21 protein-coding genes and 1 pseudogene are annotated in these 24,889 nt (G+C 43.8%); 5 read left to right on the top strand and 17 right to left on the bottom strand.

Features of this window, described 5'->3' with window-relative positions:
- Nucleotides 1-8: 8 nt before the first annotated feature.
- Both C9I43_RS05125 and C9I43_RS05120 read right to left on the bottom strand, forming a co-directional pair.
- Nucleotides 9-1,094 (bottom strand): patatin-like phospholipase family protein, encoded by a 1,086-nt coding sequence (locus C9I43_RS05125; protein ID WP_107882516.1) that lies wholly within the window; start codon nucleotides 1,092-1,094, stop codon nucleotides 9-11.
- A 237-nt stretch (nucleotides 1,095-1,331) separates the two neighbouring features.
- Nucleotides 1,332-3,122 (bottom strand): acyl-CoA dehydrogenase C-terminal domain-containing protein, encoded by a 1,791-nt coding sequence (locus C9I43_RS05120; protein WP_107882514.1) that lies wholly within the window; start codon nucleotides 3,120-3,122, stop codon nucleotides 1,332-1,334.
- Between the two features lie 230 nt (nucleotides 3,123-3,352).
- Between C9I43_RS05120 and C9I43_RS05115 the strand changes: the two genes are divergently transcribed.
- Nucleotides 3,353-4,201, top strand: a complete 849-nt coding sequence (locus C9I43_RS05115) for a D-hexose-6-phosphate mutarotase (RefSeq protein ID WP_107882512.1) — start codon at nucleotides 3,353-3,355, stop codon at nucleotides 4,199-4,201.
- A gap of 109 nt (nucleotides 4,202-4,310) precedes the next feature.
- Here C9I43_RS05115 and C9I43_RS05110 read toward each other — a convergent pair whose 3' ends face one another.
- The 10 genes from C9I43_RS05110 to yceD form a co-directional block, all read right to left on the bottom strand.
- Nucleotides 4,311-5,186 (bottom strand): NAD(P)-dependent oxidoreductase, encoded by an 876-nt coding sequence (locus tag C9I43_RS05110; RefSeq protein ID WP_107882510.1) that lies wholly within the window; start codon nucleotides 5,184-5,186, stop codon nucleotides 4,311-4,313.
- Between the two features lie 295 nt (nucleotides 5,187-5,481).
- On the bottom strand, nucleotides 5,482-5,961 hold the full coding sequence (locus tag C9I43_RS05105; RefSeq protein WP_076498394.1) for an acyl-CoA thioesterase: 480 nt from the start codon (nucleotides 5,959-5,961) through the stop codon (nucleotides 5,482-5,484).
- A gap of 667 nt (nucleotides 5,962-6,628) precedes the next feature.
- Nucleotides 6,629-7,867: a beta-ketoacyl-ACP synthase II gene (fabF, locus tag C9I43_RS05100; RefSeq protein WP_107882508.1), complete on the bottom strand. Its 1,239-nt coding sequence runs from the start codon at nucleotides 7,865-7,867 to the stop codon at nucleotides 6,629-6,631.
- A 239-nt stretch (nucleotides 7,868-8,106) separates the two neighbouring features.
- Entirely contained in the window at nucleotides 8,107-8,340 is a 234-nt protein-coding gene (acpP, locus tag C9I43_RS05095) for an acyl carrier protein (RefSeq protein ID WP_006081231.1), read from the bottom strand.
- A 162-nt stretch (nucleotides 8,341-8,502) separates the two neighbouring features.
- Nucleotides 8,503-9,249 carry a 3-oxoacyl-ACP reductase FabG gene (gene fabG, locus C9I43_RS05090; protein WP_076498390.1) on the bottom strand — a complete coding sequence of 249 codons (747 nt, stop codon included), beginning with the start codon at nucleotides 9,247-9,249 and terminating at the stop codon, nucleotides 8,503-8,505.
- A gap of 9 nt (nucleotides 9,250-9,258) precedes the next feature.
- Nucleotides 9,259-10,185, bottom strand: a complete 927-nt coding sequence (fabD, locus tag C9I43_RS05085; protein ID WP_107882506.1) for an ACP S-malonyltransferase — start codon at nucleotides 10,183-10,185, stop codon at nucleotides 9,259-9,261.
- Between the two features lie 61 nt (nucleotides 10,186-10,246).
- Entirely contained in the window at nucleotides 10,247-11,206 is a 960-nt protein-coding gene (locus C9I43_RS05080; protein WP_006081228.1) for a beta-ketoacyl-ACP synthase III, read from the bottom strand.
- Between the two features lie 9 nt (nucleotides 11,207-11,215).
- Entirely contained in the window at nucleotides 11,216-12,244 is a 1,029-nt protein-coding gene (plsX, locus tag C9I43_RS05075) for a phosphate acyltransferase PlsX (protein WP_076498386.1), read from the bottom strand.
- Between the two features lie 15 nt (nucleotides 12,245-12,259).
- Nucleotides 12,260-12,430, bottom strand: coding sequence for a 50S ribosomal protein L32 (rpmF, locus tag C9I43_RS05070; protein WP_076498383.1), 171 nt, complete (start codon nucleotides 12,428-12,430; stop codon nucleotides 12,260-12,262).
- Between the two features lie 16 nt (nucleotides 12,431-12,446).
- Complete coding sequence (gene yceD / locus C9I43_RS05065) at nucleotides 12,447-12,971, bottom strand: 23S rRNA accumulation protein YceD (protein WP_076498380.1); 525 nt, start codon at nucleotides 12,969-12,971, stop codon at nucleotides 12,447-12,449.
- Nucleotides 12,972-13,243: 272 nt separating this feature from the next.
- On the opposite strand from yceD, the gene C9I43_RS05060 reads away from it, so the two are divergent.
- Entirely contained in the window at nucleotides 13,244-13,828 is a 585-nt protein-coding gene (locus C9I43_RS05060) for a Maf family protein (RefSeq protein ID WP_107882504.1), read from the top strand.
- A gap of 162 nt (nucleotides 13,829-13,990) precedes the next feature.
- Here the strand turns inward: C9I43_RS05060 and C9I43_RS05055 are convergent, their stop codons facing one another.
- Both C9I43_RS05055 and rluC read right to left on the bottom strand, forming a co-directional pair.
- Complete coding sequence (locus tag C9I43_RS05055; protein ID WP_107882502.1) at nucleotides 13,991-14,707, bottom strand: HAD family hydrolase; 717 nt, start codon at nucleotides 14,705-14,707, stop codon at nucleotides 13,991-13,993.
- Between the two features lie 22 nt (nucleotides 14,708-14,729).
- Nucleotides 14,730-15,689, bottom strand: coding sequence for a 23S rRNA pseudouridine(955/2504/2580) synthase RluC (gene rluC, locus C9I43_RS05050; RefSeq protein WP_107882500.1), 960 nt, complete (start codon nucleotides 15,687-15,689; stop codon nucleotides 14,730-14,732).
- 537 nt (nucleotides 15,690-16,226) lie between these two features.
- Here rluC and rne point away from each other — a divergent pair.
- The gene (gene rne, locus C9I43_RS05045; protein ID WP_107882499.1) at nucleotides 16,227-19,595 is read left to right on the top strand and encodes a ribonuclease E; all 3,369 of its coding nucleotides are present in this window, start codon (nucleotides 16,227-16,229) and stop codon (nucleotides 19,593-19,595) included.
- A 188-nt stretch (nucleotides 19,596-19,783) separates the two neighbouring features.
- Nucleotides 19,784-20,737, top strand: a pseudogene (locus C9I43_RS05040) (IS630 family transposase).
- A 305-nt stretch (nucleotides 20,738-21,042) separates the two neighbouring features.
- Here C9I43_RS05040 and C9I43_RS05035 read toward each other — a convergent pair.
- From C9I43_RS05035 to C9I43_RS05025, 3 genes are all read right to left on the bottom strand, one after another.
- Nucleotides 21,043-21,252, bottom strand: a complete 210-nt coding sequence (locus tag C9I43_RS05035; RefSeq protein ID WP_006081219.1) for a cold-shock protein — start codon at nucleotides 21,250-21,252, stop codon at nucleotides 21,043-21,045.
- Between the two features lie 306 nt (nucleotides 21,253-21,558).
- Nucleotides 21,559-22,374: a 23S rRNA (guanine(745)-N(1))-methyltransferase gene (gene rlmA, locus C9I43_RS05030; protein ID WP_107882497.1), complete on the bottom strand. Its 816-nt coding sequence runs from the start codon at nucleotides 22,372-22,374 to the stop codon at nucleotides 21,559-21,561.
- Between the two features lie 40 nt (nucleotides 22,375-22,414).
- Entirely contained in the window at nucleotides 22,415-23,242 is an 828-nt protein-coding gene (locus C9I43_RS05025) for a hypothetical protein (protein WP_107882495.1), read from the bottom strand.
- A 180-nt stretch (nucleotides 23,243-23,422) separates the two neighbouring features.
- Between C9I43_RS05025 and sbcB the strand changes: the two genes are divergently transcribed.
- Nucleotides 23,423-24,835: an exodeoxyribonuclease I gene (gene sbcB, locus C9I43_RS05020; RefSeq protein WP_107882493.1), complete on the top strand. Its 1,413-nt coding sequence runs from the start codon at nucleotides 23,423-23,425 to the stop codon at nucleotides 24,833-24,835.
- Nucleotides 24,836-24,889: the final 54 nt, after the last annotated feature.

Genomic DNA, 24,889 nt, shown 5'->3' with positions numbered 1-24,889 from the left:
TCCATAAACTAAGCCGACAACGCATTGATTGGCTGCATTTTGGCGGGCGTGTGCCCCTGGACTTGCGTGTGAGAGTCAGTGTCAGCTTGACGGTGAAAGTAAACATTATTTTGTGCCAACGCCATCGGATCTTGGGCTAAAAAAAACTGACCCGCCGCGATGCCCGCATGATAATCATGTCGCAAATCGGCATCGGTACTGCCTAGTAATTTACTTTGCAAATTTTCAGCGGCAAAAATTTGCACGATTTCTACATCCTCGGGGGGATTGGCGATAAAATCCAGTTCATCCTGATAGGCTTGTTCGTGCTGCACTAAATAATCGATGGTTTTAGGACAAAAGCCAGAAACACAAATCCAAGATTTTAATTTATAAATCCAAGCCGATTGCGCTTGAAAATCCTCACTCACAGTGCGGATCACCACGATTTTACGGGCACCGCGGCGATAAGCTTCACGCACAGGTAAAGGTGCCGCTAAACCACCATCGAGGTAAAAATCACCGCTAATATCAGCGGTTAATGCTGCGCTGTGATTAGAGGCACCGTTATTAGAAGCGTTGTCATCAAGCCAAGGCGTGAGTTTCACCCCTTGTTTATACAAAAATGGTAATGCACTGGAGGCTTTAAGTAGTTCACGCCATTGGTTTTTACTATTTGGACTTAAAAAGTAGCCTTTACGATCATTGGCATTGGTGGTGGTGATCAGTAATTGCCGGTTGCCGAGTGAAGCCGTCGCTGCGTTAAGATTTAGCTTGAACGTCCCTTGGCGAGTCTGCTCAAAATACCAGTCTAAATCGACCACATTACCACCCACTAACCCTCGGCCGAGTCGATAAAATCGTTTATGACGCGATAAACCACGGATCAATCGTTTCGCATATCCCTTCTGACGAGATAAAAAACTACTGAGGTTTTGTGAGCCAGCAGAGGTACCAATAAATAAATCGAAGGGATCAAATCCGCCATCAAGCCATGCATCCAGTACACCAGCAGTAAAAATACCTCGCTGGCCGCCACCCTCAGCAATCAAGGCGACCTTGGGGCTCGCTGTGGGTAAAGATTCTGTTGTGGATGAATGATTAACGAAATGCATGGAAAACCTTATCGAGAAATATCTATAAGGTCATTCTAAACAAGCTTAAGCGCCAAGGATAACGGATAGAAACTATTAGCTTAACAGGAAAAGACGGTTAAGCTATTTGAAGTACATTAACATTTTATGGTTGATTTTTCAGAAATTAGATTTGCAGAGAACATGAAAAAACCAGCGACTGTGCGCTGGTTTAGGTTGTTTTGAGCTGAGTTAGCCCAGCATCATTAAGGTAAGCGCTTAAAAAATAGCTTCATCCAATTGCGTGAGCATTTCACTCGCCTGCTCGATTTGCTTACGCAGACTGCGACCTTGCACCGCCCAGTAAGCCATATAAAAATCGGCAGTTTTGAGTTTAGCCTGATAAAATGCGGTTTCTTCACTGCCCTGCTCCAATGCCGCTAATGCAACGGCGGCGCTTCTGGCCCACATCCACGCCAGCGCAGTCACACCAAACAATTCTAGATAAGCCATAGAGGCCGCGCCGATAATGTCAGGATTGGTCGCCGCTTGCGAGGCTAAATAACCACTGGCTTTTTGCAAATCGCCAGCACAATCCATCAAACCGCTCACATAAGGCTGCATTGCGGCATTGTTGCTGTATGATTTAATAAACTCAGTGACTAAAGCCGACCACTGCTGCATCGCCGCGCCGCGATCTGCCAGTAATTTACGTCCGACTAAATCCAATGCCTGAATACCGTTAGTCCCCTCATAAATCATGGCTATACGGCTATCTCGTACAAACTGTTCCATACCCCACTCATGAATATAGCCATGTCCACCAAAGACTTGCTGCGCATCAACACAAGCATTAAAACCTCTATTCGTGATAAAACCTTTCACTACTGGTGTAAATAATGCGGCTAATTGAGAGGCGACTTTAGCTTTGGCAGGATCACTATGACGCTCAGCTTCATCAAGCCATAGGGCTTGCTGGCCAACGAGTGCACGCGCACCTTCATTAAATGCTTTTTGCGATAACAACATACGGCGCACATCACCGTGAACCAAAATCGGATCGGCGGCTTTTTCAGGGGCTTTCGCGCCGCTTAACGCACGGCTCTGTAAACGATCTTTAGCGTAGGCTAACGCATTTTGATAAGCTATTTCAGACACACCAAGACCTTGCACGCCCACGCCTAAACGCGCTTGGTTCATCATGGTAAACATGGCGCGCAGTCCTTGATGTGCATCGCCCACTAGCTCGCCCAGCGCGCCATCAAACACCATCACGCAGGTTGAGTTACCATGAATACCCATTTTGTGTTCAAGACCGCTGGCATACAAAGTATTCGGCGCCCCTAAACTGCCATCGCTATTAACTAACACTTTAGGTACGGCAAATAACGAAATCCCTTTAACGCCTTCAGGTGCATCAGGCAAACGAGCAAGTACTAAATGCACTATATTGTCGGTGAGCTGGTGATCGCCAGATGAGATAAAGATTTTCTCACCCGTAATGGCAAAAATACCTTCAGATACGGGAACCGCTTTGGTACGTAATAATGCTAAGTCAGTGCCAGCATGAGACTCAGTTAAGTTCATGGTTCCAGTCCACTCACCGCTAACCAATTTGCTCAAATATTTTTGCTTTAATGCATCACTACCATGGGCGTGAATAGCGGCATACGCACCGTGGGTTAACCCAGGATACATGGCAAAGGCCATATTGGTTGCCGTTTGCATTTCAGCTGCAAAAATACCAACGACTTCAGGTAAACCTTGACCGCCAAACTCAGGATCACAGGTCAGTGTTGCCCAGCCATTAGCAACAAACTGTTGGTAAGCATCATGAAATCCATCTGGCGTAATCACTTTTCCGTCGACCAGTTTACATCCCTGCACATCACCCACACTGTTTAGGGGTAACATGACCTCAGTTGAAAAATCAGCCATGCCTTGTAAAACCGCATTGACTAATTCAGGGTCAATTTCATCAAACCCTTTAAGTGCATCTTGCTGATAGATGTGTAACATTTCATCGAGGATAAATTGATAGTCGCGCAGCGGCGCTTGATAAACTGGCATAGTCGGTTCCCTTTTTTAGTTAGACGCAATTCTACTAAGTGCTCCGACCACTTTAACGACATTTGCCAAAAAGGGAAGATCCCCTCAGCATGAGTTTTGGCTTTTGTTTACACATACAAACAGCAAAACTGTAAATTGATCGCAACAAAGCCTTATACTGAGTCGCAAAAGTTTGTAAGCTAAGCATCTGTATTTTTTGCTACATCATCCGAGTTGAGGATATTTTTACTATGGGTTCTGTCACTACCAAAAAGCACGCCAATGGCCTCGATTATGTCGAAGTGAACTCGGCGCTATGTCAGGCAAGAATTTTTTTACAGGGCGCACAAATCGACTATTTCCAACCCGTAGGCAAACCACCTTTACTGTGGGTTTCTTCGGCTGACGATTATCAACCCGGTAATGGTATCCGTGGCGGTGTACCTGTATGTTGGCCTTGGTTTGGCATGAGTTGCGAGCCTAATTTTCCTCAGCATGGTTTCGCCCGTACGCGTATTTGGGCGCTTGAGTCGGTTGAAATGCGTGATCAGTTAGTGCATTTACGTTTCAGCTTAAAAATTAGTGAGCAAGATAAAATCTATTGGCCACACAATACTCAAGTGAGTGTGTTATTTACACTAGGCGAGACATTAAGTATTAGTCTGGTCAATACCAACTTAGGCGATAAAGCAGTCACCCTAACTCAAGCACTGCACAGCTATTTTCCAATTGAAGATATTCACCAACTCAAAGCGAGCGGTTTTAATGGCTCAAAATATATCGAATTTGGCGAAGGACCTTATCCTCAAACCACTGATGAAGTGCACTTTGATCGTGAAACCGACCGAGTTTATACCGAGCTTGGCCCAGTACAGCGATTGCATACGCCGCAAGGGATTATCAAAGTCAGTCGTGAGAACAGCCGGTCTGCCGTGTTGTGGAACCCTTGGATAGATAAATCTCAACGGCTAGGTCGTTTTAATGCAGAGGATTATCTCACTATGGTCTGCTTAGAAGCCGCCAATGTGTTAGAAGATAAACTGGTACTCGCCCCAGGTGAAAGCCATAGTTTAGTCACCTACATTTGCTGGCAAGATTAAGCATTTCAATCAAATACTTGACCAAAAAAGATTTTAAAAAAATGCCCAGACTCATAAGCCTGGGCATTTTTATTATCGCTAACATTTAACGTAAAACTTAAGACAAGACTTACTTAGCTGACTTCTCTAAGCGCGCCAACAAGCTAGAGGTATCCCAGCGATTTCCGCCCATGCTCTGCACTTCGGAATAGAATTGATCCACCAACGCGGTTAATGGCAAGTGTGATCCATTACGACGGGCTTCTTCTAAGGCAATACCTAAATCCTTACGCATCCAATCGACTGCAAAACCAAAATCATAGTTTTGGCCCCACATCGTCTTGTAGCGATTCTCCATTTGCCAGCTCTGCGCCGCGCCCTTGCTAATGACTTCAATCACTTTTTCACCGTCAAGACCCGCGTTACGGGCAAACTGCAGTGCCTCAGCCAAACCTTGGACCACGCCGGCAATACAGATTTGGTTCACCATCTTAGTCAACTGGCCAGCACCGACATCACCGAGACGCTCGGCGCAACGAGCAAAAGCTTCAATAATCGGTTTAGCGCGGGTAAATATGACTTCATCGCCGCCGACCATCACAGTTAATAGTCCATTTTCAGCGCCCGCTTGACCACCAGACACTGGCGCATCCAGAAAGTGGACGCCCTTTGGGGCTAACACTTGATAGAGCTCACGCGCTACATCGGCTGAAGCTGTTGTATGGTCAACTAATACCGCACCTTTTTCGATACCATGAATAACGCCATCCTTACCTAACACGACTTCACGCAAGTCGTTATCATTGCCGACACAGGTGAACACAAATTCTTGCCCTTGAGCCGCCTCTTTGGGTGTGGCGCAGCAGCGACCACCATAGGTTTCAACCCAAGCTTGCGCCTTGGCAAAAGTGCGATTATAAACAGTGACCTCATGGCCTTTGTTGAGTAAATGTCTCGCCATGGGGTATCCCATTACGCCTAAACCAATAAATGCAACTTTTGCCATGAAGCGATCCTCAAATAGGTAAACAAGATGAATTAATTAGAACTTGCGGAGTCTGGTTCTGTACCCTCTACCCAATATATTACCGCTAAATCTTCAGTAACAAACACGAGAAATGCTAGCAAGTGTTTCAATCTATAGATTTCTTTGCGGTAATAAGCGGGAGGGGAAATAAGAATGCAGTTTAACATCCTGCCAGTATAACGCGTCAGGGATAAATCAAACTGAGTGGCAAACGCACTTTTCGGTACAAACAACAAAGGCGCTAGAAGCACCTTTGTTGATATAATTTATCACGTTATTTTACTACGTGAGCTTCCATCTCGGCGCCAATCTTTTTACGCATTTCCATCAGGCGCAATGCTGAATCTCGCAAATGGATATCATGATCCGTTTGTGGTAGCCACTCAGGTACTGGCGTGGGTTGACCCTGTTCATCTACAGCCACCATAATGACAATACAGTGGGTAGTAAGGTGACGCTCAGACACTTTAGGATCCCCCGCCCGCACATCAATACCGATATGCATAGATGTCTTGCCGGTATAAATAACTTTAGCGCTGACTTCAACGATATTACCCACCAAAATCGGCTGTACAAAACGAATACCACCAGCATAGGCGGTAATACAATATTTACCGCTCCAACCCGCAGCGCAAGCATAGGCCGCGAGATCGATCCACTTCATCACCGCGCCGCCGTGAACTTTACCGCCAAAATTGACATCCGCAGGCTCGGATAAAAATCTCAAGGTACTTTGTCTATCGATACCAGCCATATAACCTCAACTTATTCAGCCACTATGGCTTAATGTTCTCACGCAATAAGTTGAGTTTACGATAGAAAGCTTAAGTTAGGTAAAGATAATTACAATTGGCCTTATCAAAGAATTCGATTTAACCAAAGTGACTAATATGTACGCAGCATGCAGTAAATTAGATACAGCTAAATGACAAGGCTATAACGGTAGTGCGCAGCTAACAAACGCGTGGCTTTTCCAACGGAATAAATACCTAAAAATAACATGCTTGCAAGCCTTACAGCATCTGACTATCAATGCCAACGCTAATTACCATCACCAGCAATGCAAATCAGCCCACCACACACAATATAAGTGTTAAGGTAAAAATCCCTATTTCAGATATACCAAACTTCTCATTCACCGCAGATTAACTCGGTCAAATTTGCAGTTAGTGCAGCGCTAATAGGAATAAGCTAATTAATCGCAGGGTTTAATATTAAATAGCCCATTAAGGTTGGATATGTTTGTCATTATCAATGGATAAAAACAAACAAGCTTTATGAGAAAAGGTTAATGATGAAGGTATCAGATAGTTATGATGCAACTTTACTAAAAATTATTAAAAATCAACCTGATAAATATAGATTATTAATTTTAGTCATAAAAAATGCGCCCTCAGACGCATTTCTTCACGGCCATATTGTTAGGCTTTTTTAAACAACAATGAACCGTTAGTTCCACCAAAGCCAAACGAGTTGCACAGTGCATAATCCATCTTCACATCACGGGCAGTATGAGCAACAAAATCTAAGTCACAACCTTCATCAGGATTATCTAAGTTGATAGTTGGCGGCACAATTTGATCGCGTAGTGCGAGTAAGGTAAAAATAGCCTCAACTGCACCAGCAGCACCTAATAGGTGACCCGTCATCGATTTAGTTGAACTCACTAATACTCTACTAGCTTGGTTGCCAAACACGGATTTAACCGCTGCAACTTCGGCTTTATCTCCCGCAGGAGTCGATGTACCGTGGGCATTGATATAACCGATTTGTTCAAGTGATAACTTAGCGTCATTAATAGCATTGACCATCGCAGCCGCCGCACCAGCACCATCGCTTGGAGGCGATGTCATGTGAAAAGCATCACCACTCATACCAAAGCCGACTAACTCGCCGTAAATGGTCGCTCCGCGCGCTTTTGCATGTTCATATTCTTCAAGCACCATCACGCCAGCACCATCGCCTATAACAAAACCATCACGGTCTTTATCCCATGGCCGACTTGCTGCCATTGGATCGTCGTTGCGAGTAGATAATGCTTTCGCCGCGCTAAAACCTGCTACGCCCAAAGGAGAGGTGACATCTTCGGCGCCGCCAGCGACCATAACATCTGCATCACCATAGGCAATCGTGCGCGCCGCAAAGCCAATATTGTGCACACCCGTAGTACAAGCGGTGGTGACAGCAAAGTTAGGTCCTTGCATACCAAACATGATCGACAAGTTACCCGAAATCATATTGATAATAGTACTCGGCACGAAAAAAGGAGAAACTTTACGTGGGCCGCCATTGATGAGCGCGCTGTGGCCTTGCTCAATCAGCCACATTCCGCCCATACCTGAGCCAATAGCGGTGCCGACTCGACCGGGATTTTCTTTGCTCATATCCAGACCTGAGTCGTGGATAGCTTGAATGCCTGCCGCCATACCATATTGAATAAAGAGATCCATCTTGCGGGCCTCTTTTTTCGTGACATATTGTTCAATATCAAAATCTTTTACTGAACCACTGAAACGGGTAGAAAATTCACTGGCATCAAATTTGGTTATTGGTGCAATACCACTTTTACCTGAAAGCAAGGCTTTCCAAGTAGTATCCACAGTATTACCCACTGGAGTTACTAACCCCAAACCGGTTACCACTACACGACGTTTAGACACGGCAGTCACCTTTAAATGCTAAATTTGTTAGTTTTGATAGATAAACACGGTTTTCTATCATTAGACAATTCTTTCGTAACGATTTATTTAAGAAAGAAGTCGCCAATCTGCGGCGAGCATCCCGTGGATAACACAATAAAATACGATCCAGAGATGATTGAGTAGTACAGAAGCAGAATTTGACGGGGCTAAAACAAAAACAGGCGGCAAAAATGCCGCCTGTCTTCAAGAATTCAGAATTACTGATTCTTAGAAACGTAGTCGATCGCTGCTTGAACAGTAGTGATCTTTTCAGCTTCTTCATCAGGGATCTCGGTATCAAACTCTTCTTCTAGAGCCATAACCAACTCAACAGTGTCCAGAGAATCTGCACCCAGATCGTCAACGAAAGATGCCGCTGGCTTAACGTCTTCTTCTTTAACGCCCAGTTGCTCTACAATGATTTTCTTTACACGTTCTTCGATGTTGCTCATTAGTTTCTTTCCTATTCAAATTACGCACTTGCGTAAGATTGCGAGTAGTTTATTAGATTTGGCTGACAATGCAAGCTTAGTTTTCGTGGTCTAACCACGAAATTTCACCATCAATTGATACAGATCACTACTCAGTTACGACAGAATCCCTGCCATTCGCCCTTAAACCATGTACATGCCGCCATTCACATGCAATGTTTCGCCTGTGATGTAAGCAGCTGAGTCCGAGGCCAAAAAGAGCACAGCGTTAGCAATTTCTTGCGCTTGCCCTAATCGTTCCATCGGAACCTGTGACATAATAGCTTTTTGCTGATCTTCGGTCAGCTCATCTGTCATATCGGTCTGAATAAATCCAGGAGCGATAGCATTAACGGTAATTTGACGAGATGCAACCTCTCTTGCAAGAGATTTTGTAAACCCAATCAAACCCGCCTTTGCTGCCGAGTAGTTAACTTGACCTGCATTGCCCATGGTACCTACCACTGAACCAATATTGATGATTCGGCCAAAACGCTTTTTCATCATGGTACGCATCACAGGTTTTGATAGTCTAAATAATGATGTCAGATTAGTGTCGATAGTATCTTGCCATTCATCATCTTTCATCCGCATCAGCAGATTATCACGAGTAATACCCGCATTGTTAACTAGAATATCAACATCACCTACTTTTTCTTTAATCGATGCGAATAAATTGGTAACAGATTCACTATCTGTGACATTAAGCACTAAACCAAAACCTTTGTCACCCAGATATTCTTGAATGGCCGCAGCGCCTTTATCACTGGTGGCAGTGCCAATGACCACAGCACCCGCTTCGACAAGCGTCTCAGCAATCGCACGGCCAATACCACGGCTCGCGCCAGTTACCAAAGCCACTTTACCCGCTAAATTCAGATTAAAACTCATACAAACTCCTTACTCAGTTAATGCTACTAATGAAGCAACGTCATTAACCGCTTGGGCTGAAAGTGATTTATTAATTCGTTTTGTTAAGCCTGTTAATACTTTACCCGGGCCGCATTCTATCAAGTGTGTAATGCCTTTCTGAGCCATTAGTTCAACGGTCTCACTCCAACGCACAGGACAATATAACTGACGCACTAAGGCATCTTTAATTTCATCCGCCGCTGCGGGATAGGCAACATCGACGTTATTAATAACAACGATATTAGGTGCATTAAACTTGATATCGTTCAATGCAATTGCGAGTTTATCTGCGGCAGGTTTCATTAGCGCACAATGCGATGGCACACTGACAGGTAATGCTACCGCCATTTTGGCGCCTGCTGCTTTACAAGCCACTGCCGCGCGCTCAACCGCCTCTTTTTGTCCCGCTATAACCACTTGGCCAGGACTATTGAAGTTAACTGGGCTCACCACTTCACCTTGAGCCGCTTCAACGCAAGTCTTGGCAATTGTGTCATTATCTAAACCGATAATGGCATACATGGCGCCTGTGCCAGCAGGAACCGCTTGCTGCATCAATTGACCACGAAGTTCCACTAACTTTATCGCGTCTTTAAAACCTATCACACCCGCGCACACTAAAGCAGAGTATTCGCCTAGACTATGGCCAGCTAACATGGCTGGCATAGGCTTGCCTGAAGCTACATAGGCACGCCAAATAGCAACACTTGCCGCTAATAGGGCGGGTTGGGTTTTATCTGTTTCATTTAAGCTTTCAACAGGACCTTGCTGAACCAATGCCCACAGATCATAACCTAAGACGTCACTCGCCTCGGCAAAGGTCTGCCCTACTACTGCGTGTGATTGTGCAAGCTCGGCTAACATGCCTAGGGCTTGTGAACCTTGACCTGGAAATACAAAAGCAACATTTTCCATATTCAAATTACCTATGGCTAACTTAATTTATTGAAAAATCATGTGAAAACACATGTAGAACTTAGAAACGAATGAGCGCACTACCCCACGCAAACCCTGCACCGAATGCCTCAAGCAGCAGTAGTTGTCCACGTTGAATGCGGCCATCACGTACTGCTTCATCTAACGCGATAGGCACAGATGCAGCTGAGGTATTACCATGTTTAGCTAAGGTTAAGACCACTTTATCGAGACTCATATCGAGTTTTTTGGCGGTAGCATTGATAATACGGAAATTAGCTTGATGCGGTACCAACCAATCAATTTCTGACTTATCAATATTGTTGATACGTAGCGTCTCAGTCACAACATGGGACAATTGAGTTACAGCCACTTTAAAGACATCATTCCCCTTCATGGTCATAAAACCGACCGCTTCAGAGGTTTCGCCTTGCCGTGGTGGGAAAGCGCATTTCAATAAATCGCCTTGGCGACCATCGGCATAGATATGAGTCGAAATGATCCCTGGCGTTTCAGATGCACCAATCACAACGGCGCCAGCACCATCACCAAACAAAATAATCGTTGAGCGATCTTCTGGCTCACATAAACGAGACAGCACATCGGCCCCAATTACTAATACTTTTTTAGCAGCGCCCGTTTTTACAAATTGGTCGGCAACAGATAAAGCATAAACAAAGCCAGAACAAGCCGCTGCGATGTCGAATGCTGGAATGGTATGCACGCCAAGCATAGCTTGAATTTCACAGGCGGCAGCCGGAAAAGCATTGGGAGCACTGGTGGTGCCGCAAACTATCATGTCTAAATCTGATGCTTCTATGCCAGCCATTTCCAGCGCTTTGAGTGCAGCTTGGTAGCCCATAGTTGAAACGGTTTCATCGAAGGCCGCAATACGACGTTCTGATATGCCTGTACGTTCCACAATCCATTGGTCAGTGGTTTCTACCATCTTTTCCAAATCTTGATTGCTGCGTACCTGCACGGGTAGATAACTACCAGTTCCGAGAATTTTTGTATGCATAAGGAGGGATCAGTTATTTATATCTAAAAGAATCGACTCCAAACGATCTTTTATCATTTCAGGGAGTCGACGTTGAGCTTCCGTTACTGCCAAGTTGATTGCTTGTAGATAGGCAGTTTCGTCAGCGTTTCCATGGCTTTTTACCACTATTCCTCGCAATCCTATCAGACTTGCGCCGTTATAGTGGTCGGGGTTCATCTGGCTCAGCACCGCTTGAATACGTGGGGCGATAAGTTTAGCCAGAAAACGAACAAATAAACCTTGGGTTAATCCCCGTTTTAACTGATGTACCAATAACTTGGCAATACCTTCTGAGGTTTTTAGCGTGATGTTGCCCACAAAGCCATCACAAACAATCACATCCACATTTCCAGAGTAGATTTCATTACCTTCAATAAAACCGGTGTAATTGATTTGCTCTGTTTGTTGTAGTAATTGTGCAGCTTGCTGAACCTGATCGTTACCTTTAATTTCTTCAATGCCCACATTGAGCAAGGCAACTTTTGGCCGAGATTTTTTATCAATCGTTTCGCACAAAACAGAACCCATCACGGCAAATTGAAATAAGGTTTCTGAATCACAGGAAACATTAGCGCCCAAATCCAGTAAATAAACTGGTTTTTGAGTCACCGCAGGTAAGCAGCTGACTAATGCGGGTCGATCAACGCCTGGCAAAGTTTTGAGCAATACTTTTGCCATCGCCATTAGTGCACCGGTGTTACCAGCACTCACACATGCTTGCGCACGTTCATCACGCACTAATTCAATTGCTAAGCGCATTGAGCTGTTTTTACGTGTGCGTAATGCATGTACAGGTCTATCAGACATACTCACGACTTCGTCGGTATGAATGATTTCTATACGTGAAAGTAAACTCGCTTCAGCTTGGTGTAAATAGACATCAATTTCAGTCTTGTCACCGACCAAAAAGATTTTTAGAAAAGAATGTAATTGTAGTGCCCGCAAGGCTGCAGGCACTGTGACGTGGGGGCCATAATCGCCCCCCATTACATCTAACGCAAGCGCCAGATTCGTCATTAGGAAACCAACAAATTACTTGTTGATTACCTTTTTACCGCGATAAAAACCATCTGCAGTCACATTGTGACGCATATGAGTTTCACCACTGGTAGCGTCTACAGACAGCTGAGCAGTGCTCAGTGCGTCATGTGAACGGCGCATTCCGCGCTTTGAACGTGATTTTTTGTTCTGTTGTACAGCCATTGGCCTGTCTCCTAGATTACTTGCTCTTCAGTTTTTCTAACACTGCAAACGGATTTGGACGCTCCTCATGAGCGGGTTCGATCTCGCCTACAACTATGTCTTTAGATCCGGCACTACAATCAATCTCTTGATGCATTGGGATTATCGGCATAGCGACTATCAATTCATCTTCGATTAATTGATGTAGACGCACTTCGCCAACTTCATTGCACTCAATTGGGTCATACGCATCCGGGAGCTCATCGATTTCTGCCTTAGTCCGGCATGGACCGAAACAAAACTCGACCGTAACCTCTGTGGTAAATAGCGTCATGCAACGTTGACATACTAGAGTGAGCTCCGTCACAGCCTTCCCTTTCAGGTAGACTATCCCCTGTAAATCTACACCACATTCAAGCGACACTGCCACATCGGAACAGTCGCCGGCACATAACTCAGTTAATCTTTTCAATTGCACGCCAGGAACTGTGCCGTGATAAACTTGGCGGCTCGTGGCGGCGCGAAATGGATCAATTGAAACCGGTATCTTTACTGTTTGCATAAGGCGCGCATATTATAGTTTGGAAACGCTAGAGTCAAAGAAAAAATACTAACTTAAGTCCCAGTTTGCAACTTAAGCCTTTCTCCAGCCCCAACATTGAAATTGACGTGGGCGAAATAGTACCCAAGCATGAGGCCGCATACAAGCATAAGCCGCCTAAAATAGCCGCATTTAGCCGTATTCGCTGAAAAGAAAGCGTAAAAAACGAAATAGTTGTGCACTCTCGCTCAAATTGGTCACAATATAGCTCAATTTTTTACGGAAATTCATTTATGCCACCCCCGTTAATCTTAGCCTCGACGTCTATCTACCGACAATCGCTACTACAAAAACTCGGTTTAGCCTTCGAGTGCTGTAATCCTGATATCGACGAAACAGCACATAGTAATGAATCGGCCCCAGCATTAGTCCTTAGACTCGCCAAAGCAAAGGCATTTGCTGGTGCAACACAATTTGTAGATGGATTGATTATAGGTTCTGATCAAGTCGCTGTTATTGATGGCCAGATTATCGGTAAACCCCATCATTTTGACAACGCTGTTGCGCAGCTTACCCAAGCCTCAGGTAAAGCCATCACCTTTTATACCGGACTCGCACTTTATAATACCGCAACGGGGATGATGAACGCCGAAGTTGAACCTTTTACCGTGCATTTCAGGCAACTCAGCCATGCACAGATCGTGGCTTATGTAAAAAAGGAAGAGCCCTATTACTGTGCAGGTAGCTTTAAAAGTGAAGGTTTAGGGATCGCTTTATTTACGCAGCTCGAAGGTCGAGATCCTAATACCTTGGTTGGTTTACCACTAATACTATTAACTGAGATGCTGTTAGCCCAAGGTGTAGACGTTTTGGCATAATTCACTTTGGTTTTAGTTTGATATGCATCGATTTTACTGAGCGAGCTTTGTTTATTAAATAAAGCGCGCAAACTTTAATCCGCCAAAGGATAAGGTATATACCGTAATAAGGAAGGTTGTACCAAGATAGCGTTTATCATCACGCCTGCATAAAAAGTATAGTTAAAGGTGTTGCAGTAATTGCTCTGGCGAATCAATCAAGGCAATAGGTTTTGCCCGCAATAACTTTTTGGCGTTGTGGGCACCATAAGTCACACCGATGCTATCAATCCCAGCATTGGCCGCCATGGTCAGATCCAATAAAGAATCACCCACCATCAAAGCTCGTTCAGGCGCAATATTCAATTCGTGAAGCAAGCTTGAAATCATTTCAGGATGGGGTTTACTGCTCACTTCATCTGCGCAGCGTGACGCAACAAAGTACTTTCCAAGTCCAGTTTGTTCAAAAACGCGTTCAAGACCTGCGCGGGCTTTACCTGTTGCAACGGCTAATTGATAGCCTTGGGTGTGCAAGTGACTAATTAAGGCAGGCGCTTGTGCAAAGAGCGGCGTTGGCGTGGTGTCTAAATGTAAATATTGTGTTTTAAACTCAGCGCGCATGTGTAGGTAGCCATCCTCTAACCTTTGGCTAGATTCATTTTTAGAGAACGGATGTAGAAAATCTGCTGAAGAATCACTTCGACTGAGTCCTTGCGGGAAAAGAACTCGCAGCGCCTCAGTCATAGATAAACCGATAATATCACGAATGTCATTTTCAGTTGGGATAGGCAGGTGCAATGCTTTAGCCATGTTTTCAATGCAGATGATAATTTTACCGATGGAATCCATCAGCGTGCCATCCCAATCAAAAATCACTAAATCATATTGCTTGATCTTCATCCTTGAATCCTACCCCTACTTGTTACACACGCTTTAACTTGTCCAATAATTGTGACAAATTATGATCTAAAGGTGCAGAAACCCGCATCACTTCATCATTTTCAGGATGAATAAACATGAGTTCTGCCGCATGTAAAAATAGTCGCGCTAAACCTAACGCACGCATGCTATCGTCAAACTTTTGCTCGCTATACTTATCATCACAGGCGATAGGATGACCAGCAAACTGGCAATGCACACGAATTTGATGAGTACGGCCAGTAACTGGGCTGGCCTTAACTAAAGTACAACCTTGGTAACGCTGCATAATTTTAAAGCGCGTTTCTGACGGTTTACCTTCAGCGTTGACGCGCACGATACGCTCACCAGATTTAAGGGTGATTTTTAATAAGGGCTGCTTAACCGCTTTATCTTGAGCAGACCATTCACCTTTCACTAAGGCTAAATAATCTTTTTGCATCTTTTTATGTCTAAGCTGATCATGCAGATGTTTGAGCGCGCTTCGCTTTTTAGCGATCAATAAAACACCGGAGGTATCCTTATCGAGACGATGTACTAACTCTAAAAACTTCTGCTGAGGACGCAGTGAACGCAGCGCTTCAATCACGCCGTAATCAACACCGCTACCGCCATGCACCGCTATTCCAGCAGGTTTATTTAACACGATCAGATGATTATCTTCATGCAAGATACGATCTTCAAGCTGCGACACTTTACTTAAGTTGGCCGATGGTGCAGTACGATTGTCTGGCTCTGCGACTCTAACAGGCGGAATACGCACTATATCGCCAATCTGTAACTTGTACTCAGGTTTAATGCGCTTCTTATTAACTCGAACCTCGCCCTTGCGGACAATGCGATAGATCATGCTTTTCGGCACGCCCTTCAGCTTGGTCATTAAGTAGTTATCGATACGCTGTTCGAAGTGATCTTCATCAATCGTGATCAACTGAACCTGTTGTGGGGTGGATTCTGTATTCATGATGCGCCATCTAATTATTGCAGCGTTCATTGTACAACAACTAAGAAGAATTGTGCCTTCCCATTGCTGAATTTTTTGATTGTTGCTATATTTCACCTGCGATTAGGGATAACCAGTGGATAAAGTGTTCACAAGCTCCCTTTCCCAAGCGAAAAATCTCATGGATAAAAAAATATTTTCTTGATAGCAATTCATTGATTTGCAAGTCGTAGATTAAGTAAAAATACCACAAATGCGTTTTTACGATTAAATCGAGAAAATCACCTTAAATTAATAAGGTTTCCTGGAATTTTTCTCCCAGATTTCGAAACATATTTTAACTTGTCGTCAGACAAACCGATTCGACTTGGGCATTACCGGAACGAAACTAAAGAATTTATGGGGTTGGTTGATGTTTTACAACGAATTCCTTGTTTTTGTAATCATTAAAAAATAAGCCATAAATAGGATGCGACACGCAGCGACTGCGTCTAACAGTAATGCGCACCTTGCCTAGCCACAAGCCGTGAGGCTTTGTTGACCACAGCTAGGCCCGTAATGCAGCGAAACGCGATGTTTGATGACCTCTATTTAAAGAAGAATGACGTCATCATGAAACGTATGTTAATCAATGCGACTCAATCAGAAGAGTTGCGTGTTGCCCTTGTTGATGGGCAACAACTGTATGATCTAGATATTGAAAGTCCAGGTCACGAGCAAAAAAAATCAAATATTTACAAAGGTAAAATTACCCGCGTAGAACCCTCTCTAGAAGCCGCATTCGTTGACTATGGCGCCGATCGTCATGGCTTTTTGCCGCTAAAAGAAATTGCTAGAGAATATTTTCCTAAAGGATATTCTTTCCAAGGTCGCCCAAATATCAAAGAAGTCGTCAGTGAAGGACAAGAAGTTATTGTTCAAATTGATAAAGAAGAACGTGGCAATAAAGGTGCGGCATTAACCACCTTTATTAGCTTAGCGGGCTCTTATTTAGTGTTAATGCCAAACAACCCACGTGCGGGCGGGATTTCTCGTCGTATTGAAGGTGATGAGCGTACTGAGTTAAAAGAAGCACTGGCCGATTTAGAAGTACCTGCCGGCATGGGTCTTATTGTCCGCACTGCTGGTGTAGGCAAAGAATCTGCAGAATTAAAGTGGGACTTAAAAGTTCTACAGCACCACTGGACTGCGATCACCGAAGCTGCACAAGTAAAAGGCGCTCCTTTCTTAATTCACCAAGAAAGTAACGTCATTGTTCGCGCTATTCGTGACTATTTACGCCGTGATGTTGGCGAAATTCTCATCGACCATCCACGTATTTTCGAAGAAGCTAAGCAACATATTGCTTTAGTTCGTCCTGATTTCGTTGAGCGCGTAAAACTTTACGAAGCTGAAGTGCCATTATTTACACACTTCCAAATCGAATCACAAATTGAATCGGCCTTCCAACGTGAAGTGCGTCTACCTTCTGGCGGATCAATCGTAATTGACCCAACAGAAGCCTTAACCTCAATCGATATCAACTCTGCCAGAGCGACTAAAGGCGGAGACATTGAAGAGACGGCGCTAAATACTAACCTTGAAGCTGCTGATGAAATTGCCCGCCAATTACGTTTACGCGATTTGGGCGGTTTAGTCGTTATCGACTTCATCGACATGACACCAGTACGCCATCAACGCGAAGTTGAAAATCGCTTACGTGATGCGGTGCACCATGATCGTGCTCGTGTGCAATTAGGCCGTATTTCACGCTTTGGTTTGATGGAAATGTCACGCCAACGTTTACGCCCATCTTTAGAAGAATCAGCTGCACATATTTGCCCACGCTGCCATGGCCAAGGCACTATTCGTAGTACTGAATCATTAGCCTTGTCGATTCTTCGTTTGATGGAAGAAGAAGCAATCAAAGAAAATACATCACAAATTGAAGCCGTTGTGCCTGTCGATGTAGCAGCGTTCTTGTTAAACGAGAAACGTAAAGCTATCCGAATTACAGAACAACGTCATAATGTTGAAGTATATATCATCCCTGATGCACACATGATGACACCTGATTATCGTGTTATTCGCCATCGTAGTGATGATGAAATCAGCGAATCAAGCTACAAGCGCATTGAGCAGCCAGAAGCTAAGTTGTATGAGCCCCGCAAATTGGAGCGTACAACCGCAGCTGCGCCAGCTTTAAAAGGTTATGCTGCACCACAAAAAGTGGAACAAGCACCATCACCAACGGTAAAAGAACAACCATCACAGCCTGGTTTCTTCAGTAAGCTAGTGAGTGCGATAAGTGCGATGTTGGCACCAAGCGAAAAAGCTGAGCCAGTAAAAGCGCCTGAAACTAAAACTGCTGATAGCAGCGCAGCTAACGCAAACCGTCGTAATCGTCGTAATGACACTCGACGCCCACGTAGCGCCCAAGATGCAGACAAGACAAAAGAAGGCACTCGCGAACCACGTAGTCGTAATCCAAGAAAACCTGCGGATGCGATAGCAACGTCACAAGAACGCCCTACTCAAGATAAAGACGAAGCGACAAAACGTCCGATAAAAGCGGAATCTAAGCCACGAGTTCAAGCACCAAAAGACGTTATTGCGGATATTGATACTGACACCGATACTCCGAAGCAAGAAGTTGCTCGTGAGCGTCGTCAACGTCGTAATATGCGCCGTAAAGTACGTATCGATAATGGTCATAATACGCCAGATAATGCGATACCTATTTCTCCTGAAGAAGTTGTTGAAGTATTGACAGAGATTGCAGCTGTAAATGCTGCCGCTGTCACTATCGAAGTGAAAACTGCGGTAATCACTGAAACAACGGCAGAAACGAGAACACCAAGAACACGTCGCCAGCCTCGTAAAGATGCATCACTAGCTCAAGACTCGATAAAAAGTGAAGCTTTAGACAACGAAGTTTTAGAGCATAACGTTGCCGAAACTACCACTAAAGAAGCACCAACCATAGCTGTTATCGAAGCGGAAGTCACAACAACAGAAATAACAGAAAGCACCGCGCCAGTAGATGTACTATCGAAAGATAACGACATTGAAAGCACTGATGATGAAAATGCTGACAGTCAGTCAAAACAAGAGCCAAGAGAAGGTCAACGTCGTAGCCGTCGTAGCCCACGCCATCTTCGCGCAGCGGGTCAGCGCCGTCGCCGTGATGAAGATGACCAAGGTACATCAACGCCAGCACAGTTTGTTCCTAATGACGAGTTAGGTGTTGACCAAGAGTACCCACGAGAAGTCGCTAGTGTTCGTGTTGAAGCACCGGTAGCAGCGGTACCTACTCAGTTAGAAGCCGCTATTACAGAGAACGTAACAACCGAAATCGAGCACACTCAAACAATTGCAGCACCGATGGCTAAAATCCCTGCTGAAGTCAAAACTGAAACTCTAGTTGAAACGACTAAAGAGAGCGAAGTTGAGGCAGCAGAACCTAAGTCACCAGTAGAAACTAAATCTGCTGAAATCGATGCACAAGCAAAAGCAGTTGAAGCGAACGTTAACTTTGCATCAGTAACCGAAGCCCCCGCAACGGCTACCGAGTCAAATAAGCAAGTTGAGCTGGTGATTCAAACAGAGTCTACGGTGGAATCAAATGTTGTTTCAAAAGAAGCAGTTAAAGCAACATCTTCGGCGCCGACGGCCAAACCCGCATCCATTGCAAAACCTCAATTAGCGCCTCAAGTTGCATCTACTGTAACAACAAAGCCTGTGATTGATGTTGTGGCCAACAAACCAAAAGCTGCGAGTCGTTTTGGCTCTATGGTGTCCTCTGACATGACTAAACCAGTGGTTGAAGTGAGAGAGCAAGTTGCAGTGCCTAAGGGACGCGAGTATGAAAATACTACGACTGAAGAGACTTCTAGCGCTAAAATCAAATTGGTGAACGGTGCAGAATCGGATATGACTCGTCCATAATCACTTTGGTTCGATAGATAGCTAAATGCCGCTCACTTAAGGTGAGCGGCATTTTTATTAGTAAGTTTTAAACATAGCTTAACTGCTTACGGAAATACTTATTATGCCAATAGTCTTAATTGTGTAATCAAATTAGTCGCCACTTTGTAACCTTACAAAGTATGAACAAGCCCAATATCCTAACCTGAATGAAATCAGACGCACGTAAACGTATGCATTATATTACAGCACTTCACTAAGAAGCCGCTATTGCCAGTATGCAGAAAAACAGTAGAACCTGTGTTAATAAGCGGGTTACCACTGACCTTCCCCAAGGGCTGCCAGGTCTAAATGACAAGCTTAATTCACTTAGCACAGCAAGCTAGTCTCAAAGCGCTTATACAGCAACCAAGCCTCTCTAGGCAAGGGGTAGACTGATGGCAGAGGATCTCCATCATTTTATTCAACCTGAATTTTGGGTGACATTCAAACAAGCTAATATCTACCGTCTACTACATCAATTGGGCTTTCATGGATCACCACTCGCTCTCGCCACCCGAAAAATCGGAGGCTGTGCAAGCAACTTTTAAAAAACTTTCTGATGATAACGATCCCGTAACACCCCGGGCCATGTTGCACTCTATCGCATTGATGTTTGGTTGCAAGATGAAGCCAGATTTGGTCAACAAATACTACCACCCGTATTTGGGCCAAGAAAGGGATACTCCACGCGCAGTAAGGCAGCAACCGTTTGAATCGGCATATTTATATGGCGCAATGTGTCCTGCAACTGGCGCAACAGAAGCGATTATTGCCCCACATGCTAACAGCGAATACATGTACCAACATTTGAAGTTAATTTCTGCTGCAACGTCATTTGGGCGCTACGCCCTGATCATCATGGACGGCGCTGGCTGGCATCAACAAGCGTTAGCCGACGACTTTGATAATCTGACCGTCCTCAAGCTGCCTCCTTACTCACCCGAACTCACCCCCATAGAGCAAGTCTGGCAATGGCTACGCCAAAATGTGTTGGCCAATCGCTGTTTTAGTGGTTATGACGACATTGTTGAACAGTGTTCCATCGCATGGAATAGCTTCATCGAGAATAAAGAAAGGGTGAGCAAATTGTGCTTAGACGATGGGCGACACTGACCAGTTAATTAATATAAATGGTATAATATGGGCAAAAATAATACGGATTGGTATGAGTTTGATTTCGGCTATAAGAATAGGCCAAAACTAATTCAGGTGCAGAGGCATGTTTTATTTTATTGCCGATTAGTGACAGTTTAGAGATGGAATGATGAATAAATAATTGAGCTAAAAGTTTTCACTCACAAATAAGGAGCTAAATACTTTGACGAATATCGATAACTTTAAACCTTACACAAATAAAAAGAGCCATGGAATTAACCATAGCTCTTTGATCCATTGCTCTTAGCTCTAAGCTAACAGCACTGAAACATTAACCAACGATAGTTACGTTTTCAGCTTGTGGACCTTTTTGACCTTGAGTCACAGTGAAAGACACTTTCTGACCTTCATCAAGGGTTTTGAAACCGTCAGAGTTGATCGCACGGAAATGTACGAAAACATCTGGACCAGATTCTTGCTCAATGAATCCGAAACCTTTGTCAGAGTTGAACCATTTAACAACACCAGTAACTTGAGACATAATATAAATCCTGTAAATAAAAAATTAAAGCCTTAACGGCGGTGGAGCTGGAAAATGCCGGTATTACTTATGTTTACAGGACGAACTGGTCGTATTGAACACATAAATATAAGCCCAACCTTCAAGCTAACAAGACTATAAACCATTCTAAAGATAAGTCAACATACTGCGACACTTTGGATTATTTATTTTGCCTACGTCTACTTTATGATTTTGCAACCGGCTAGCTGAACACTAAGTCCATGCTGTTTCACAGGTATAGTAAAGCACTTTAAATATTTTATTTCAATCGCTTAATCTATGTTATCACCTTGAAATGCGATGTACTTCAATTTGGAAATCCAGCTCACAATTTAGCCCTTGTGAGGCAAGTAATTGTTTTTGAACATCGGTAAACTTCCAAGCGTAGGGAGTCATTTCTAAGAAATGAGCAATATGTTCTCTATGAATTAATTTGAGCTGGGATTGCAACCGTTCTTGATGTAAACATTCGAATCCTAAAATATGCGTCGTGGACTCGGCATGCAGTCTAGGCTCGGCATAAATCTGTTTTTTTAATGCCAAATGGTGCAAAGGGCCAGGTGAAACAGTGATTAACACACCGCCATTGGCCATAATCCTGTGTAGTTCTTCAATTTTTGAAGGCGCATAAATACGAATAGCCAAGTCGACACTTTGAGCTGCAATAGGCATTTCATAAGCACTTGCGACGCAGAACTGTAGATGAGGATAACGCTTCGCTGCATACTTAATTGCTGACTTAGAAATATCAATGCCTTGTAACTCACACTGATGATGCTGATTCAACACATCGAATAAACGCTGACTGTAGTACCCTTCCCCACAGCCTATATCGAGTATTTGCTTTGCTTCAGGCGCAAACTTAAGTGCAAGTTCATTAACTCTATCACTCAAGCCTTGATAGTAACCAGCGGTTAAAAACTCACGCCGAGCAAACATCATCTGTTTGTTATCGCCAGGATCTTTTGAATTTTTCTTCTGTACAGGTAATAAGTTGACGTAACCCTCTTTGGCTACATCAAACTTGTGTTGCTGTGAACAACCCCAAGTTCGCTCTGTTAACGCCAGAGGTGCGGCGCACAGAGGACATAAATAGTGCATAGTGGACTCTTATCGTTTACTAAATTGGAGTAACAACCATTTAAGTGTCGTCTTCCATTAATCGGCCAACCATCTGAACCAGTTCAGGTGGCGCTAGTAACTCATAACACTCTAGTTTTCGTAATAATTTATCAGTGTTATCCGTATCATTAGCCGAGCGATTATAATTGGGACGTTCAAATATATGGGTATAGGTTCTAAATAACCACTGCTGTTTCTGCATTAACAATGGGGTAAGCCTTAATGCTTCATCGGCAAGGCCAGCGTGACACAGACCCAAGTCGCCACGTACAAACGTTTGTAATTCTAACCTAACCTGCTCGATTTCTGCCATGTCAATGGCAATCAATTCGGATGATGCTGCATAGTCGTATTGTCTTGCTAGCAGGGCTTTAGCGACCAATAATACTTTTGGCTCATGTAAAACACGTAAATCAGTTTCTAAAGGGACTAATTCAAATTTGGAATCAGCTTGTAAGGCAAAAGTTAAGCAATTATCCAAGTTTTGGCAGTTAGCCATATCTAAGGAAAAAGAAACTCCTCGCCTCAATTCTGCCGCGCAAAACTTTGCTGCTGTTCCCATACGCGTATAAAGCCGAAAACCTTGGCCAATACAACGAGTGACTGGTGTATTAAAAGCCTGAGAACTTTTTGATAGCGATTCGACCTTTAAGCCCATAAATGGTTGAAAGCGAACTGTAATATTTTTCAGCGCATCGGCATTCGCTATAACGATGATCTCTAGCAATGGCGCACTTATCGCCTGTAATACCATAAAATCACTAATGTCGTCGGGTAATCGCAACGTCAGTATCGATGTTTTTTCGGCATCAAGCACTATGAGTTCATTTAGAAAATGATGATACATGAGACACTCTTCCCCCCCTATTTAAGTGCAATTGTACCGTCTAATCTCTATTAAAATCACCTAGTAAACCATTATATTCCTAAGTTAATGACTTAGTTTTAACCATGCCGTAAATGTTCATTCCGAGTGTTTAGGTGTTAAGATGTGACTATTCAACAAACTGTCATTTGAATCTAATTTATGTCTAATCATTCCCAGCCAAGTATATTCTGGCACGACTACGAAACATTTGGTGCAAACCCTGCAAAAGACAGACCCTCGCAATTTGCTGGTATTCGCACGGATTTAAATCTCAATATTATCGGCGAACCTGAGACGTTTTATTGCAAACAAGCCACTGATTACCTGCCGTCGCCGGAAGCGATATTGATCACAGGGATCACACCGCAGTTAGCTAATTTAAAAGGCATCCCTGAAACTGAGTTTATGGGACGTATTCAGGTCTTATTTAGCCAACCCAACACCTGCGTTGCCGGTTATAACTCACTGCGTTTTGACGATGAGGTGACCCGTTATGGCTTTTATCGCAACTTTATCGATCCCTATGCTCGCGAATGGCAAAATGGAAACTCCCGCTGGGATATCATCGATTTAGTTCGCGCTTGTTACGCCTTTAGACCTGAAGGAATCAATTGGCCGACAAAAGAAGATGGCTCGCCTAGCTTTAAGCTAGAGCACCTGACTCAAGCGAATGGTTTAAGCCACGAGAAAGCCCATGATGCAATGTCAGATGTATATGCGACGATTGCAATGGCTAAGCTTATTCGCGAAAAACAACCTAAGTTATATCAGTACTATTTTGATTTGCGTCGCAAACAAGCGGTTAGCGATCAAATCGATGTACTTAATATGCAGCCACTTGTTCACGTCAGTTCAAAAATTAGTGCACGTAATGGTTGTACCACCTTGATTTCACCTGTAGCGCACCATCCAACCAATAAAAATGCCGTTATTTGCGTTAATTTAGCGATGGATTTAACGCCGTTATTTGAGCTCGATATTGAGCAAATTAAAACGCGCATGTATACGTCAAGAGCCGATCTGGCCGAAGATGAATTGCCTATCCCTGTCAAACAAATTCATTTAAATAAATGCCCATTTATCACCTCAGCAAAAATTCTCAGCGATGAACATGCCGCTCGTTTAGGTATAGATAAAGAATTTGCCAGAGCACAATATAAAAGCTTGAAACAACACCCCGAACTGCGCGAGAAATTAGCACTATTGTTTGAGCACGATGAGAGCAGAGCCACGACAGATCCCGACTTAATGTTGTATTCCGGTGGTTTTTTTAGTCAAGCGGATAAAGCGAAAATGGAAATCATCCGTCATACCCTACCGCAAAATTTAGCTGCGTTAGATTTGCAATTTGATGATCCACGCATTCCTGAAATGTTGTTCCGTTACCGTGCCAGAAACTACCCAGAGTTACTTGATTATGAAGAATCACTGCGCTGGCGTGAATTCTGTCAAAGTCGTTTAGCCGATCAAGACTATGTACTTAAATTAGAAAACTTACTACAAGATACGCAAGCAGATGAGAATAAACAAAAATTACTTACCGCGCTTTGCCATTATTTGCGCGAGCTTTAAATTTTTGTAAGGTCATAATCTTATCTCTTGTATTTAAAAGCTTTAAACAAAGCT

The organism is Shewanella morhuae (genome assembly GCF_003028295.1).
GTDB classification, from domain to species: Bacteria; Pseudomonadota; Gammaproteobacteria; order Enterobacterales; family Shewanellaceae; genus Shewanella; species Shewanella morhuae.
This window is presented reverse-complemented; position numbering and strand designations above follow the sequence as displayed.